The 15,915-nt window shown below is 37.3% G+C and carries 14 protein-coding genes; 1 reads left to right on the top strand and 13 read right to left on the bottom strand.

Annotation, left to right across the window (positions count from 1 at the left end):
- Position 1: 1 nt before the first annotated feature.
- The 6 genes from DKL56_RS03670 to DKL56_RS03645 all read right to left on the bottom strand — a co-directional run bounded on the left by DKL56_RS03670 (position 2) and on the right by DKL56_RS03645 (position 8,360).
- The gene (locus tag DKL56_RS03670; RefSeq protein ID WP_074425402.1) at positions 2-355 is read right to left on the bottom strand and encodes a reductase; all 354 of its coding nucleotides are present in this window, start codon (positions 353-355) and stop codon (positions 2-4) included.
- An 8-nt stretch (positions 356-363) separates the two neighbouring features.
- Complete coding sequence (xerD, locus tag DKL56_RS03665) at positions 364-1,263, bottom strand: site-specific tyrosine recombinase XerD (protein WP_109715450.1); 900 nt, start codon at positions 1,261-1,263, stop codon at positions 364-366.
- The gene (locus DKL56_RS03660) at positions 1,256-2,143 is read right to left on the bottom strand and encodes a CvfB family protein (RefSeq protein WP_109715449.1); all 888 of its coding nucleotides are present in this window, start codon (positions 2,141-2,143) and stop codon (positions 1,256-1,258) included. Before DKL56_RS03660 ends, xerD begins: the two co-directional genes overlap by 8 nt.
- A gap of 162 nt (positions 2,144-2,305) precedes the next feature.
- Complete coding sequence (gene pyk, locus DKL56_RS03655; RefSeq protein WP_074425407.1) at positions 2,306-4,075, bottom strand: pyruvate kinase; 1,770 nt, start codon at positions 4,073-4,075, stop codon at positions 2,306-2,308.
- Positions 4,076-4,105: 30 nt separating this feature from the next.
- The gene (pfkA, locus tag DKL56_RS03650; RefSeq protein WP_109715448.1) at positions 4,106-5,065 is read right to left on the bottom strand and encodes a 6-phosphofructokinase; all 960 of its coding nucleotides are present in this window, start codon (positions 5,063-5,065) and stop codon (positions 4,106-4,108) included.
- Between the two features lie 166 nt (positions 5,066-5,231).
- The gene (locus DKL56_RS03645; RefSeq protein ID WP_109715447.1) at positions 5,232-8,360 is read right to left on the bottom strand and encodes a DNA polymerase III subunit alpha; all 3,129 of its coding nucleotides are present in this window, start codon (positions 8,358-8,360) and stop codon (positions 5,232-5,234) included.
- Between the two features lie 105 nt (positions 8,361-8,465).
- Here DKL56_RS03645 and DKL56_RS03640 point away from each other — a divergent pair, with 105 nt between their 5' ends.
- Positions 8,466-8,672, top strand: a complete 207-nt coding sequence (locus tag DKL56_RS03640; protein ID WP_109715446.1) for a YjzD family protein — start codon at positions 8,466-8,468, stop codon at positions 8,670-8,672.
- Between the two features lie 43 nt (positions 8,673-8,715).
- On the opposite strand, the gene DKL56_RS03635 is transcribed toward DKL56_RS03640, so the two are convergent.
- From DKL56_RS03635 to obgE, 7 genes are all read right to left on the bottom strand, one after another.
- The gene (locus DKL56_RS03635) at positions 8,716-10,263 is read right to left on the bottom strand and encodes a bifunctional metallophosphatase/5'-nucleotidase (protein WP_109715445.1); all 1,548 of its coding nucleotides are present in this window, start codon (positions 10,261-10,263) and stop codon (positions 8,716-8,718) included.
- Positions 10,264-10,334: 71 nt separating this feature from the next.
- Complete coding sequence (gene rpmF, locus DKL56_RS03630) at positions 10,335-10,526, bottom strand: 50S ribosomal protein L32 (RefSeq protein WP_046306801.1); 192 nt, start codon at positions 10,524-10,526, stop codon at positions 10,335-10,337.
- Between the two features lie 114 nt (positions 10,527-10,640).
- The gene (locus DKL56_RS03625) at positions 10,641-10,862 is read right to left on the bottom strand and encodes a lipopolysaccharide assembly protein LapA domain-containing protein (protein WP_046306800.1); all 222 of its coding nucleotides are present in this window, start codon (positions 10,860-10,862) and stop codon (positions 10,641-10,643) included.
- Positions 10,863-10,870: 8 nt separating this feature from the next.
- Positions 10,871-11,665, bottom strand: a complete 795-nt coding sequence (locus DKL56_RS03620) for an SDR family NAD(P)-dependent oxidoreductase (protein WP_109715444.1) — start codon at positions 11,663-11,665, stop codon at positions 10,871-10,873.
- Entirely contained in the window at positions 11,658-12,599 is a 942-nt protein-coding gene (gene rnz, locus DKL56_RS03615; protein WP_046306797.1) for a ribonuclease Z, read from the bottom strand. The genes DKL56_RS03620 and rnz overlap by 8 nt, the downstream gene beginning before the upstream one ends.
- Before the next feature lie 12 nt (positions 12,600-12,611).
- On the bottom strand, positions 12,612-14,531 hold the full coding sequence (locus DKL56_RS03610; protein ID WP_109715443.1) for an acyltransferase family protein: 1,920 nt from the start codon (positions 14,529-14,531) through the stop codon (positions 12,612-12,614).
- Positions 14,532-14,553: 22 nt separating this feature from the next.
- Entirely contained in the window at positions 14,554-15,858 is a 1,305-nt protein-coding gene (obgE, locus tag DKL56_RS03605) for a GTPase ObgE (RefSeq protein WP_109715442.1), read from the bottom strand.
- Between the last annotated feature and the right edge of the window lie 57 nt (positions 15,859-15,915).

The raw sequence follows: 15,915 nt of genomic DNA, 5'->3' as shown, positions 1-15,915 counted from the left end.
TTTAATTATCTTTAGTTAAATATTTTACTAAATAAATGTACTCTGGTACGGCGGTAATCTTTTTGGTCGGATTACTGCTTGCCAATTCTTGCATTATTTTACTCTCTGTTTTGGCTTGACGATAATCTGGCGCCAGTGAGAGATAACGTACAACAATAAACTCATTATCCCATTGAGTTCCCATTACACCAACAAAGTTAGGATCATCATCCCGATACAAAAACAGCCGAAATTCTTCACTATTTTTATTGAGTTCAATTTCGTCTCTTAAATTATCCAAATTTTTAAAATCTGGCAAGTAGGACAATAAGCCCATTGCCACTTTTTCTTTATCTTTTTTGCATTGAATCAGCATTCAATCACCTAGGTTCGTGGATGTGTTTTAGCATACACTTGCAAAATATGCTGCTGCGATAAATTAGTATAAATCTGCGTCGTACTGATATCTGAGTGCCCTAATATTTCTTGCACCACTCTTAAATCAGCACCATTTTCAAGCAAGTGAGTTGCAAAAGTATGGCGTAATGTATGTGGAGTAACATTTTTCTTGATTCCAGCCATTTGACAATAACGCTTAATAATTTGCCAAACAGCCTGTCTAGTCAATGCACCACCACGATTATTCAGGAAAATGGTGTCGGTGTATTTGCCAGATTTTAAAAGAAGCGGATCTCTTACTTTCTCCTGATAACTCTTAATCCAAGAAATTGCCACATCACTAATTGGTATCAGACGTTCTTTTGATCCTTTGCCCAATACTTTCAGCAGCTTTAGTTCTTCGTGCAGATCACTAAATTTCAAATTAATTAGTTCACTCACCCTAATTCCTGTTGCATATAAAGTTTCTAACAGGGCTCGATCTCGTATGCCCAATTTCTTAGTTACATCGGGTTGATCGAGCAACTTTGTTACTTCATCAACACTTAATGCTACAGGTAAACGGTGTTCTTTTTTGGGTGAATCAATTTCAAGCATAGGATTTATTTTTTGAATGTTTTGCCTAACCAGCCATTGATAAAATTTTCTTAGACTTGAAATCATCCTACTAATCGAACTTGTTGCTTTATTTAAATCACGCTGTTCGGCTAAAAAAGCATCTATATCCACCGCTTTTGTTGGCCAAGAATCGAGTCCTTCTTTTTTCAAAAAGGCCAAGAAATCCATTAGATCTTGTCGATAAGCAAAAATTGTATTATCACTTAATCCACGTTCAATTTGACTATAGCGCAGATAATCTTCAACATCTTCTTGCAGCTTATTCATTTTCTTCAGCTTCAGGATCATTAATTAAAGTAATTGATCCTGCTTCCTTATCTTCTGAAATGTATCTGTTTTTAAGTAAATGGCCCAAAGCACGTTTAAAAGCTGACTTAGAAATGCCAAAGTAGTTTTTAATTTCCTGAGCATCTGACTTGTCATAAAAAGGCAAGGTCTTATCTCTTTTACGACGTAAGCTCATCAGAATCATTTGAGCGTCATCATCAATTTCTTCAAAAGCACGAGGTAAGCTACTTAAGTTTAAGCGTCCATATTGACTAATGCCCACTACACGACCTTTAAATTGCTCACCAACACGTAATGGCTGCGCCATTTGTGAAGCATGAACGAAAGCCAAATAATAGTCACTAGTAATGACAAAAGCACCTACATCGCGACTAGAATACACTGTTCCAAAGACATCTTTATTTTTCATATCAGTTGGAAAGTGAGCCGAAAGTTGGTCAAAAATATCTTCATCTGCCAGCTTGGCCCAGATACGGTCTTTATCATCTGTTTCAAGATGAACTAAAAGCTGATCATCTTTTCTTGGCCACACATCTTTGTTAAAAGGTAAATCATCGACTGATAAAACAACATCTTTATCAGGCAACCCGATATCAACAAAGACTCCTAAGTCAAACCTTACGTCTGTCACTTTACTCCAGCCATACTGATCCGCTTGAGCAAAAGGTAAAAACTGGGTCATTTGGCGATTATGCTGCTTATCGTCATACAGAAAGCCTTTTACTTCATCACCAAGTTTAGGTGGTTCTTCTTGGGTTATTTCTTTACGTTTCAGCTCATAAGTAATACCCTCAATTTGAACATAATAGGCATCATCATTTTGATCGATGACCTTTCCTTTTGCAATTGTGCCAAGCATAAAATTCTCCCTTTAATTTTACATATTCTATTCACTAAGTATAACATTTTACCACGTAATATTTTTCTTAAGAAGCAATTTAATTTATTTACAAGGTGATAAGAAAAAAGCAAAACAAAAAAGCCAGCTAACTAAGCTGACTTTTTCGTTTAAAGTTATCAATTAAAGGTTTGAAACTTCACCTTGGTAAATTGCACCACGACGAGCATCAACAGTAACAGTAGTACCACCAGCAATCTTTTCAGTTGCATCAGTTACACCTACAACTACTGGAATACCAAGTGATAAACCAACAACTGCAGCATGTGAAGTTAAGCCTGAAGCTTCAACAACTAAACCTGAAGCCTTCTTGATAGCAGGCATGTAATCAGGATCAGTGTTCTTAGCAACAAGGATGTCACCTTCATTAGTCTTGCTAATTGCTTCTTCAGCACTGTTTACAACAACTGTTTTACCAACAACTGAACCGTTACCAACGCCTAAACCTTGAGCTAATTTGCTACCAATGATTTGAAGCTTCATTAAGTTAGTTGTACCTGAATCACCAACTGGAACACCAGCTACGATGATTACTAAGTCGCCATCCTTAACGTAACCTTGTTCTTTAGCAACTTTAGCAGCTACATCAAACATGTCGTCAGTTGAAGCAGGTTTTTCAGTAAGTAATGGTTGAACACCCCAGCAAATGCCAAGTGAGTGTTGAATCTTTTCGTCAAAAGTCAAAGCTAAGATGTTAGCATTTGGACGGTATTTAGAAATCATTCTTGCAGTGTAACCAGAGTTGGTTGCAGTAATGATAGTCTTAACACCTAATTCTTGAGCAGTACGGACAACTGATTCACCAATAGCTTCAGTAACGTTTGAACCCTTGTATTCTTCAAATCTTTGAAGAGCTAAAGTGTTACGCTTAAGAAGTTCTTGTTCAGTTCTTTCATCAATTTCAGCCATTGCTGAAACAGCTTTAACTGGGTAAAGACCATTTGCTGATTCACCTGAAAGCATAGTTGCGTCAGTACCGTCAAGTACTGCATTAGCTACGTCAGAAACTTCAGCACGGGTTGGACGAGGATTTTCTTGCATTGAGTCAAGCATTTGGGTTGCAGTGATAACTGGCTTACCAAGTGCATTAGCTCTCTTGATTAAGTCCTTTTGAACAAATGGTACATCGATAAATGGAATTTCAACACCCATGTCACCACGAGCAACCATCAAACCATCTGAAACTTGTAAAATTTCGTCTGCGTTATCGATACCTTCTTGTGATTCAATCTTAGGATAGATCTTAACGTAATCACAACCAGCATCTTCACAAAGCTTACGAATATCAAGAATATCTTGAGCTTTACGTGCAAATGAGGCAAAGATAAAGTTAATACCGTGCTCTAAACCAAACTTGATGTCATCAGCGTCTTTATCAGTAATTCCTGGGAGGCGGATTTCAACACCAGGTGCGTTAACACCCTTCTTAGAACCAATAACTCCAGTATTTTGAGCTTCACAAACTAATTCTTTCTTAGCGTCGTCTTTTTCTTTAATTAATAAATCAACTAAACCATCATCAATTAAAACGTGACCACCAACGTGAGTATCACCATATAGACCTTCATAAGTAACATGAATCATGTCCTTGTTACCAGGTTTTGAAGCATCCATTGAAACGCGGATTTCGTCACCAGTATTAATAGTGAACTTGCCACCTTCTTGATCAGTGGTTCTAATTTCAGCACCTTTAGTATCCAAAGCAATACCAAGAAGTATTCCAGTTTCTTTTTCAACTTGGCGAACCATCTTCATACGTGATAAATGCTCAGCATGATCACCATGTGAAAAGTTGAAACGAAATACGTTTACGCCTGACTTAGCCAAAGCTGTAATAGTTTCAATATCGTTTGAAGCTGGCCCTAAAGTACTAACAATTTTAGTTTTCTTCATTATGTAAAATTCTCCCCAAAATCGACTAAATTATTTAGTCATTTCATCATTTATATCTAATAACGTCTCATCACTGCGATGAGTATCATCAAACAGGTCTAAGATATCGTGCGTTTCAAGTTGACCGTTCTCCATACCGACAGCCAAACCGCCTTTACCATCGAGAAGCAACTTAACGGCATAATTACCCATCTTAGTTGCATTAACTCTATCCAGAACTGTTGGTGATCCACCACGTTGCATATGACCTAAGATATTAGCTCTAGCGTCAAAGTCACCGTATTTTAGAAGTTCAGTTCTAAATTCTTCGGCATCCATTACGCCTTCAGCTAATACGATAATACCATGATCCTTGCCTGCTGCAAAGCCTCGCTTAAGTGTCTCAGCAATTTCTTTAACATCGTATGGACGTTCAGGAACAACAATTGCATCGGCACCACTTGCTAAACCAACACGCATAGCAATATCACCACAACCACGGCCCATTACGTTAACAATGAACACACGGTGGTGGCTACTTGCAGTATCACGAATCTTGTCAATTGCTTCTAACGCAGTATTGCAGGCAGTATCTAAACCGATTGTGTAGTCAGTACATGGGATATCATTATCAATTGTACCTGGTAAACCGATTGAGTTAATGCCAAGACGAGTTAAGGCTAAGGCACCATGATAAGAACCATCACCGCCGATTACGATAACAGTGTCAATATCATGCTTCTTTAGTTGTTCAACACCCTTTTTTTGCACCTCTGGTTGTGCAAATTCTGGGAAACGTGCACTATATAAAAATGTGCCACCTAAACTTATCATGTGGTCAACGTTTTCAGCAGTAAGCGTAACAAAGTCACCAGCAACTAACCCGGCAAAGCCATAACGAATACCAACGACACCAAGCCCGTTATGAATTGCAGTCTTAGTAACAGCTCTAATAGCTGCATTCATGCCGGGAGCATCGCCGCCGCTCGTTAAAATACCAATTCGCTTCATGAATTCACCTCATTAATATTTATTGTGTAATTTCTCACATCCACTAAATTCTAACATTCTTTGCCAAAAAAATCTCAAAAAAATGACTTATTTTACCGTTTTATCGGTCTTTTTGCTTGTTAGCGCTAACAGTCATTACTCACCAAAAATTGTTAGAAAAAACGCTTTATCCCTTAAAGTTCACCACTTTTATGTTCAGTAAAACGTATTGTTTTTTACTTGAATCAAAGCGGTCATTTTGAACTTTAACATTCAGAAGGTAAATATCACCTTCCTTTAAAATAGACTGAGCTTTTTCATAAACATTTGGAAAAATAACAATATCTTCTCTACTTGAAGAATCAACAAAATTAGCAAATGCCATCGTTGTATTTTTCTTAGTTTTGACAAGTTTTAATGTCATCAGTTTTCCTACTGCGACACCAACTTCGTTAATTTCAAACTCATTAAGTGCTTTTGCATGAAACTTTTCGGCATATTTTTGTACCGCAACTATTGGTGATGTCATGGTCGAAAAGCCTAGTGCTTCTTGCTCCATATCAGCTTTTTCTGTATTAGTTGGTGCTGCAGCTGGTTTTATTGGTACGCCACCCAAGCTTTCAGATAGAGCCAAATTGTTGCCAGTCAATTCAATATTTTCAATAATCTCTGGGCTATTTTTGAGTAATTCATTCCGATTATTATTTAAACTATCAAAACAACCTGCCTTAATTAACGGCTGAATTAACTTAACTTTTAAAAACTTGGAGTCAATTCGACGCAGAAAATTAGTAAACGAGGTAAAAGGTTTATTTCCACGTGCTTTTAAAATTTCCCTAAGTGCATCAATTCTTATTCCCTTGATTGCGCGAAGACCAACCAGAATTCGACCATCAACCATCTGATAATTCAAATCACTCTTATTGATATCAGGTGGCAAAATTTTCACTCCAGCTCCTTGAGCACGCATAATGTAATCACTAATTTTAAAATGATTACCACTATTAGAATTTAGCATTGCGCCATAAAATTCTGCTGGATAGTGAACCTTTAAGTATGCGAGCCAAAATGCCATTTTGGTATAGGCAACTGCATGGGAACGATTAAAACCATAGTTAGCAAACTGCTCAATATAGCTGTATACACGTTCTCCTACTTCACGAGGGTGTCCATTTTTTACTGTGCCCTCAATAAATTTATCTTTTTCTTGATCAATGACTTGCTGGTTCTTTTTGGACATTGCCCGGCGTAAGATGTCAGCTTCACCTAAAGAAAAGCCAGCTAAAATCTGAGCTGTTTGCATAACTTGTTCCTGGTAAACCAAGATGCCATACGTTGGTGCCAAAATTTCCTTAAGGCTTGGATCCGGATAAGTAACTTTTTCCTTTCCTCTTTTCCGAGCAATAAAAGAATGGATATTTTGCATTGGACCCGGACGATATAAAGCATTAACCGCAACGAGATCTTCAAAGTTATCCGGATGAAGCTCACGAAGAACATTCTTAATCCCACCAGATTCAAATTGAAAGACTAAATCCGTATCCCCTTTCTGGAAAGCTTCCATTGTCTTTTGATCATCAAGCGGTATTTGATTTACATCAATTGTCTTACCTTGACTCTGAATCATATCTACAGTGTCACCCAGAATTGTTAGATTACGGAGTCCTAAAAAATCAATTTTTAATAAGCCCAGGCTTTCAACATACTTTTTAGTTTGTTGTGTAATCGGTATACCGAGCTGACCGGCTTGCAATCCAGAAATCGCTGCAATTGAGTTATCGCTTAAAACCAACCCAGCAGCATGGATTGAGTAATGCCGTGGCAGACCTTCAAGTCCCTTTGCCGTTTCAAAAAGGAGCTTATTCTTCGAACTAGCGTCAACCAATAAGCGCATCTTATTAGAACTTTGATAAGACTCTTCAAGTGAAATTTTTGTTTTAGAAAACGGCACACTTTGCGACCACTTACTCATTTCAGCTTCACTTAAACCAAATGTACGCCCAGTATCACGTAAAACTTGTTTAGCCGCCAAAGTACCAAAGGTTAAAATTTGCGCTGCATGATCCATCCCATACTTTTCAAACATATACTTGATAACATCATCTCGGCGATTGTCAGGAATATCTAGATCAATATCAGGCATTTCGTGTCTTGAAGGATTCAAAAAACGCTCAAACAGAAGATGATATTCAATTGGATCAACTTCGGTAATCCGCAATGAATATGAAACAAGTGATCCACAAGCCGAACCACGTCCCGGACCTGTGACAATTTTAGCACGATGGCAGGAATTAATTACGTCCCAAACGATTAGGAAATAATCGTTAAAGCCCATTTCATCAATTATGCCTAATTCATAATCAAGTTGGTTTTGGTAATTAGCAGGAATTTCTTGATTTTTAAAACGAGACTGCAAACCTGTTTGCGCCAAATAAGTAAGATATTCCTTTGAAGTCGGGAATTTGTTTTGTTTATATTTTGGTAAAACAGGTTCTTGAAAAACAATGTTAGCATTACATTGCTCAGCAATTTTCCAAGTATTCTCTAGTGCTTCATCAAGGTCCAAATCATGGTACCTGATGCTTAATTCTTGCGTACTTGGTAAATAATGCGAGCCTTCTTGCTTAGCTAGTGATTCGATGTCTTCCATGACAAGACCATTTTTTACAGCCTGTAATGTTTTCTTTAAAAATTGATCATGTGGTTTCAGGTAGTTGGTATCTTCCAGGCTAACAATTGGTAGTTTAAACTGTTTAGCCAGTTCTTTAACATATGTAAGATAAACTTCCTGTTTTTTCGAGCCATATACTCCCAAGTATAGAGAGCTTGTTTCTGGCACCAATTTAAGCAGCTTTCGTACAAAATCGTTACCGAGCTGGTCATCCTGCTTTTGTAAATTAAGCAACTCGCTATATGAATTTGCCGGAACAATTAAAACTAGATCACCAAGATCTTTAGCCAATTTGTCTAAAGTTAGTATTTTCTTATTAGCCCCATTCTCAGTTAATAAGTTAATCCTACTAGATAAGCGTAGAATGTTTCGATAGCCCTCATCAGTTTTTGCCAGTGCAATTATGTCATATTGGTGCGAATTATCAATTAGACCGTTTAATCTGAGCTGCATCCCTAAAATAGGTTTAATGCCAACATCTTGAGCCACTTCAAAAAAGTTAACTAGACCATAGGTAACATTTATGTCAGTTAGACTAACTGCCTCATAACCTTCACTTTTAGCGGCAATTAAAAGATCTTTAATTTTAATTGGACTTTCAAGAAGTGTGAAAGAACTTGTATTTTGTAAAGCAGCAATTTTCATTTGGCATCTTCCCTTCTATTAAAATTAGTATACCAAAAACTACTCTTTTAGTTTGAAAACCTGCCCAAACTTTGCTAAAATTCTCCTATGAAAGAGGGCAACACTATGGGACGTTATATTGTAACCATTTGTTGGAGCGTTGTTTATATGTTAATTGTGGGTTTTATTGCAGCTCCTTTAACGCAAAACGTCTTCAACCTAGGTGAAGCTGCTATTATTGGTGTGATTTTTGGTGTTCTATTTGCCGCTATTATCCCAACAATTACAGCTCATTCTGTTAAAGATAAAAGTCAATACACTAAGCTAAAATAGATCTTAAAAAGCCGTTAGCATAGACTGCTAGCGGCTTTTTGTTTTAATAAAATTTATAATTTTTTCTTGGATCAACTGGTATCTTTGCTTGAGTTAAAAATTCTTGAAACATTTGGACATAATCTTTATCAAGTGTTTCCTCAATTTTATCCTGACTATAACATGGATAAAAGCCGCCACCCATTGCCCGATAATTGTTAACTGCTAAGTAGTAGCTCTTTTCTGGCTCAATTGCTCTGCCTTTTAGCTCAAATTTGGTTAAGCGCTGGCCTACTTCTCTACTAAGATCAGCTTCATAGTCAATTGGATAAAAAACGTCAAAGTTAAATAATAAATCTTGATATTCAGGTGCAAAACTAATTTTTCCTAGATCATCTTTTTTTAAAAAAGATAAACTATGTTCAACAATTGCTCGTAGTTCAGAGCCTAAAATTTTTACTTTGCATAACAAATTGGAATACGGATAGTTTAGCAAAATGTCACGCATTGTTACTTCTTGTTTAAAGCCTTTCGCCGTTTCACTCATCACTGCAGTGGCTGAAACATCTGCTCCAGTAAAATAAAGTTGCATTTGCTGTAACAAGTTAACAAACGGTGATCCCTCAATCCGCGCTTTATTTGCATCTTCAATTGGTGCTGACTGGCTTAACTTTGCTATCGGCTGATCCAGCCATTTTTGTGTATTTTTGTTTAAATCCGTAGAAAGATTAATAATTTCTGAATCAGGAGTGGCTTCTGCAGTATCAATCAACATTGCCTTTTTAGAGATGATTTTTTTAGTCTGTTCGTCAATCTCTAATACCACTTTTCCGACGGCTTCACCGCGATATCCTGGCTGTACAATTGCTGTGTTATTAACTACCGCACTCATCTTTTTGTGCTGATGTCCTGTCAGGAAAACATCAATTTCTGGAATTTCAGCCAGCATTTTGTAGCCTTCGTTTTCCCCTGTTGCTGGTTCAGTTTGCATACCACTTTCGGGATCAGCTTCAAAGCCACCATGATAAATTACGGCTAAAACATCTACTTGTGGGCGTAGAATTTGCGCATAATACTTTGTTTGAGCAAATGCAGAGGCAAATCTAAGCCCCGCGACATGTTCCGCAGGTTCCCATGAAGGAACTTTTTTAGTGGTAGCACCAATTAATCCTACCCTTATCCCATTTTTATTGACGATTAAATAGTCTTTTCCAAAAGCAGGTTGACCGGTTTTTTCATCCAAAACATTGTCATTTACAAATGGCGCTCTACTGTTATTAATGCAATCGTTTAAGTAATCAAGTCCGTAATTGAAGTCGTGGTTGCCCAAGCACCGTGCATCATAATCGATTGCATTATACAAAGAAAGAAATTCTTTTACCTGCTCAATATTTTTAGTTGACTGGGCAAATGAGGCTAATGGCGAGCCCTGCAGGAAATCGCCGGAATCAGTGATGACAACATTATCCTTTCCATACGTCTCTTGCTCACGCTTGATGACGCTACTAACCCTACTTAATCCAAAAGGTGCATTGCAATCTTTGGGACTTTGATAGTCTGTCGGTAATATATAACCATGTAAATCACTTGAACTTAAGAAAACTAGTTCCATCTTGTCTAATCCTATCTACGTGAACAAATTTTAGGTAAAAAAAAGACACCCTTAATTGAGGTGTCTTTAAATTAGTTGTTGTCGCTTGCGTTAGTTTCACTAACAACTTGACGACCCTTGTAATAACCTTTAGGTGAAACGCGGTGGCTCAAACGGTATTCACCAGTAGTTGCATCATAATGCATTGCTGGAACAGCTAACTTGATATGGCCACGACGTGAACGTTTCTTTTGCTTAGAAGTATGTCTCTTAGGAACTGCCATTTTATTTGATCTCCTTTATTGTAGAATTACGTTTTTAGGTCACTAATAAAACAGTGCCTAAAACACTTCACGTTTGTTAATGATACTATTGTATCTTAAATAAATCAAGATATATTAGTTATTCTTGTCCCTTTTATGCCCATTTGCTCCAAAAAACCAGCCAATTAAGACACCTATAATAATCATTAGCACCAAAATAATAATCAGTGGTACCTTAACATTAAACAAGCCGAAATTAATTGCAACATTTTTGGTATTAAGTACGACAAAAATCACTGCTAAAAGAGTAAGGATCAAGATTAAGATCAATTTTATTTGTCTTGTCTTATTTTTCATTTATCGCACTACTTTCTTGAGGCAAACTTGAGGGATAATTTATCCCCAATTGATGGAAATAGATTATAAAGCTTAGCTAAAGTGGCCAAACTAAGCGGAATATTTAATTCACGCTTATTGCTACCAAAGAAGTGAACCACTTGCCAAGCAACATCATCAGGATCAAGAATGTATCTTTCAACGTTTTTAACATATTCACCACTTTTATCAGCAATATTAAAGAAATTCGTGTAAACGGGTCCTGGATTGACCGTCATTACTTTAACACCGAATGGCTTTAGTTCTAGACGCAAGACATTTGAAAATTGAATTACTGCAGCTTTTGAGGCACTATAAGCAGCTGATTTTACAGTTGGAACCTTACCAGCCATTGAACCAAAATTAATGATTTGACCGGTCTTTTGGTCCATCATTAGTCTTCCGATTAGTCTAGTAAAGTACATCAAGCCCAAAACGTTAACTTGGAACATTGCAGTAACTTCACGGCGATCCATTTCAACAAAATTTTCAAATTTACCAAAGCCGGCACAGTTAACTAAGTAATCAACATGTTTAGTTACTTTAACAATGTCCTTGAAAGTAGCATCAATTTGCTCACTTTCACTCATGTCAGTAACAAAGCTGTACGTTGGTGCACCAGATAGTTCATGTGCCTCAGCCGCCACCTTTTCCAGCTTTTCCTTGTTTCGTGCTATCAAAATTACGGTCGCACCGCGTCCCGCACTTTCTAAAGCAATTGAATGGCCAATGCCACTGGATGCTCCAGTAACAACCACGACCTTATTTCTTAATGAGTCACTCATTCTGCTCACCCTCCATTGGAATTATTACCCGGTCAAAATCATTCGCTAATTTAGTATTAGGGAAAATTTTTTCGGCTTGGTTTACTAATTTTCTGGCTTTTGCCCCTAAATATCTGGCTGAAATATGATCCAAATATAAGCTTTTTACTCCATTATCGCGCGCAATTTTAGCTGCTTCAACCGCCGTTGAATGAAAATATGAGTGCGCTAAGTCGGCTTCATGACCAGCAAAAGTTGATTCATGGACCAATACATCAGCATCCTTAGCAAGCTTTGCAATTGTCGGCGTAGAACGAGTATCGTAAATAATTGTAATTATTCTACCTGGCTTACTTGGTCCTAAGAAATCATTTCCATCCAATATTGTACCATCGTCTAAGGTCACTTTTTCACCATTTTTAAGTTTACCAAGTAATGGTCCATTAGGAATATTATATTGCGTTAACTTACTCATTAGCAACTCACCTTGATGGTTATCTTCGACTACACGGTACCCAAAGCTTGGAACACGATGCGCAAGTTTTTCTGCATATACTTTAAATCCTTGGCCTTGGAATATTAGACCACCCTCTTCAAGTTGAACAAACTTGATTGGATAGGATATTTTTGTACGCGAAATTTTAAGTGCAGTGCGAACAAACTGTTCTAGTCCTGGAGGACCATAAATAGTTATCGGACCAACATCCCCTTGAAACGATCTGGTTGCAAGCAAGCCAGGTAACCCAAAAATATGATCACCATGATTATGAGAAATAAAAATTTTGGTCACTTTTCGTAATCTAATATTTGTACGTAAAATTTGATGCTGTGTTGCTTCTCCAACATCAAATAACCAAATTTCGTTAATTTCATCTAACATTTTAAGTGCAATACTCGAAACATTGCGCTGCTTAGATGGCTGCCCTGCACCCGTTCCTAAAAATTCTAATTCCATATGTCCCTCGTTCTAATATTTGGCGTTTTTTGTGATCGTTTTGACGATTAAAGCACTGTAGTACTTTGATCCTATTGGTGTTGGATGAGTCAAATCTTCGTAAAACCAGTCGGTTTTATTTTTAGAAAAATCATACCAGTCAATAATTGTAAGATTGTGATAACGTTTCGCCGCATGTGCCAGTAATTTATTTACTTGATTCTGCCATGGTTTATTTGGTACGTGCGTATTTATCCAAAAAACATGTCGCTTTGGACCAACTTCTTTCATCAACTGCTCTAAATCAGACATGGCAAATGGCCCATTTGTACCTAAGCCAATTAGCACATTGTCAGCAAGTGCATGTTGGGCTTTATATTGACTAACCAATCCAAAAGCAACATTTAGCTGACGTGAAATAGCCGCATCAATAATTGCCTTAGGCATTAACTTGGTTAAGTCATTACTCGAACCGGCCATGACCGAATCACCTATTGCAGTAAGGCGCACTTTTTGTCCCAGCTGTAGGTCAACTTGGCTAATCCCATATTTTGTATAGGAGCGATTTACAGGATGTTTTTTAGCGCTTCGCTTCGCTTGAGCTATCAGCTTGCTCTTTTTTTCATCCTTCTTTTTTGCCTTTTTCATTTTTGCAATCAAAGCTTTATTATCTTTGTTTTGTTGCTTTCGATTTGCACTGATTCTTAAGGCAAGTTGGGATTTATTAAAGTCTTCCGCCTTAACCGTTGGCGAAACAAGCATTGCAATACTACCAACGATAAAAACTAAGCCAATTAAAGCTGTTCTTATTCTAAGAAAATTATTTTTGGCATCCAAATCACGTAATCTGGAGAAAAAAGCTTTGCATTTAGCCCAAGTAATCTTCCCCAGTGGCTTTTCAATAATACGATATGAAGCTTCACTGAATACTAAAATTAATAATAGCTCAATTAGTCGGTATAACACCACATGATCGGCCATATTAGTGACCTTATCTTCAAAAAAGATCATAATTGGAAATTGATACAGGTAAATACCATAACTCCTAGAGCCCAACCAATTAAAAATTGGATTAGTCAGCCAGCTATTCCAATGGCTTCCCGGATGAGCAATGACGCCAACCAAAATAACAGTAAAAATAGTGAACAGTAGCATGCCGCCATAATATGGGAAGCCCTTTTCTGGATTCATTGTTGGACCAAAGAAAAGAAAGAGCATCGTAACTAGCGATATCGCACCTACAATATCAAGCAAAGTTGTATCTATTTGCTCAATTTGAGATTTCATCCTATCCATCGGCCAAATAACTGCAAACGCGGCACCTAGACCAAGTGAAAAGAAACGTGTATCAGTTCCATAATATATCCGATTAAGATCAACACCGGTTTTATACATTATTGCCATTTTCAGGGCGGAAAGGATAGAAATGCCAAAAAGAATTTCAAAAATTCTCTTTCTTTTTTTACCGTATTTTACGAGTAAAAAAATCACTAGTGGCCATAAAATATAGAACTGTCCGTTAATTGACATTGTCCATAAATGCGTGAAGGGAGATTCATTTGTTGCAAAACGCTCAAAATAACTCTGCCCGTTAAAAATTTGCCAGAAATTATAGATATTTAATAAGTTAGCAATAACAATTTGATTTAATTTCGCTAATAAATTTCGTTGAAATAAAATAATATAAGCAGCAGCTAGCCATAAAACAGCAATTAAAGATGGATATAGCTTCTTTAACCTACCTAGATAGAATTTCTTAACGTCAAAGTATCCTTCATCATCATAAGATTTAAGTATCTGACATGTAACTAAATAGCCTGTTAAAACGAAAAAAATCGGCACTCCAAGATAGCCTCCAATAAAAGTATTAGGATCCAGGTGATATAAAATCACACCGATAACTGCTAACGCTCTGAGTCCAGAATATCCAGTAATAAACCGATTTTTTGCCATTTTTCTACTTTTCTATTTTTAATTATTGCACAAATTCAAAATTAAATGTGCCAATTATTACATCGTCGCCGTCAACGGCTCCTTTTTCACGTAATGCTTCATCCACACCAAGGTTTTTCAATTTACGAGCTAAACGGACAACACCGTCTTGATAATCAAGATTTGTACGTTTAACTAAATTCTCTAAACTTTCACCCTTAATTTCAAAAACATGATCTTCAAGTTTGATAACTGTAAATTCATTCTTTTTAGGTGAACTATAACGATATTCCTTAACTTTTTGAACAGCTTTTGGTTCTTCTTGGGCTTTTTCTTTTTCAACTTTTTCAACTAATGAAGCTGTATCCTGCATTAGGACATCAACTCCCTGATGCGTAACGCTAGATATTGCATATACCGGCTCCGTAATGCCTGCCTCTTTCAAGTTTTCCTTAAATTCAGCCAGTTTTTCTTCAGAACCAGGAATATCCGATTGTGTTGCTACAATTAGCTCTTTTTTGTTTTTAAGTTCTTCGTCATAGAGCAACAATTCCTTACGGATTTTTCGATAATCTTCAAGTGCATCACGACCATTTTCAGGATCCATTGATACTAAGTGTAAAATAACTTTTGTTCGTTCTATGTGTCGTAAAAACTGAATTCCCAATCCAACACCTTGACTTGCACCTTCAATTAATCCAGGCAAGTCGGCCATTGAAAAGTCTCGACCATCTGGTAAGATGACCATCCCTAAATTAGGAGTTAATGTGGTAAATGAATATGAAGCAATCTTTGGTTTGGCTTTGGTAACAACAGAAAGTAAAGTTGATTTACCAACTGATGGAAAGCCAACTAAGCCAACGTCTGCTAGAACCTTTAGCTCTAATCGCAAGACACGGTCTTCACCAGGCTCACCATTTTCGGCAATCTCAGGTGCAGTGTTGACACTTGTAGCAAAGTGAATATTTCCACGGCCTCCACGGCCTCCACGTGCAACAACTAATTCCTGTTTGTTTTCAGTTAAATCGCCAATTTCTTCATTAGTATCAAAATCATATACTGTTGTTCCAATCGGAACGCGCAAATATAAGTCCTTTGCACCGCGACCGTATTGTGATTTGATACGTCCATTTTCACCGCTTTCGGCTTTAAATTTGCGCCGGTAACGAAAATCCATCAAAGTTCTTAAGCCGCTGTCTGCAACAAAAATAATGCTTCCACCACGGCCACCGTCTCCACCAGCGGGTCCGCCATTAGGAACGTATTTTTCATGGCGGAAAGCAACCATACCATCCCCGCCTTTACCGGCTTGAACTTCTATCTTAGTCTGATCGACAAATGTAGGCATGCTAATTCTCCTTCCGTCTTCTCTAACTTTACTACTATACCACAAAAAAGCAGCTCT

This window comes from Lactobacillus apis, assembly GCF_003150935.1.
Taxonomy (GTDB): Bacteria; Bacillota; Bacilli; order Lactobacillales; family Lactobacillaceae; genus Lactobacillus; species Lactobacillus apis.
This window is presented reverse-complemented; position numbering and strand designations above follow the sequence as displayed.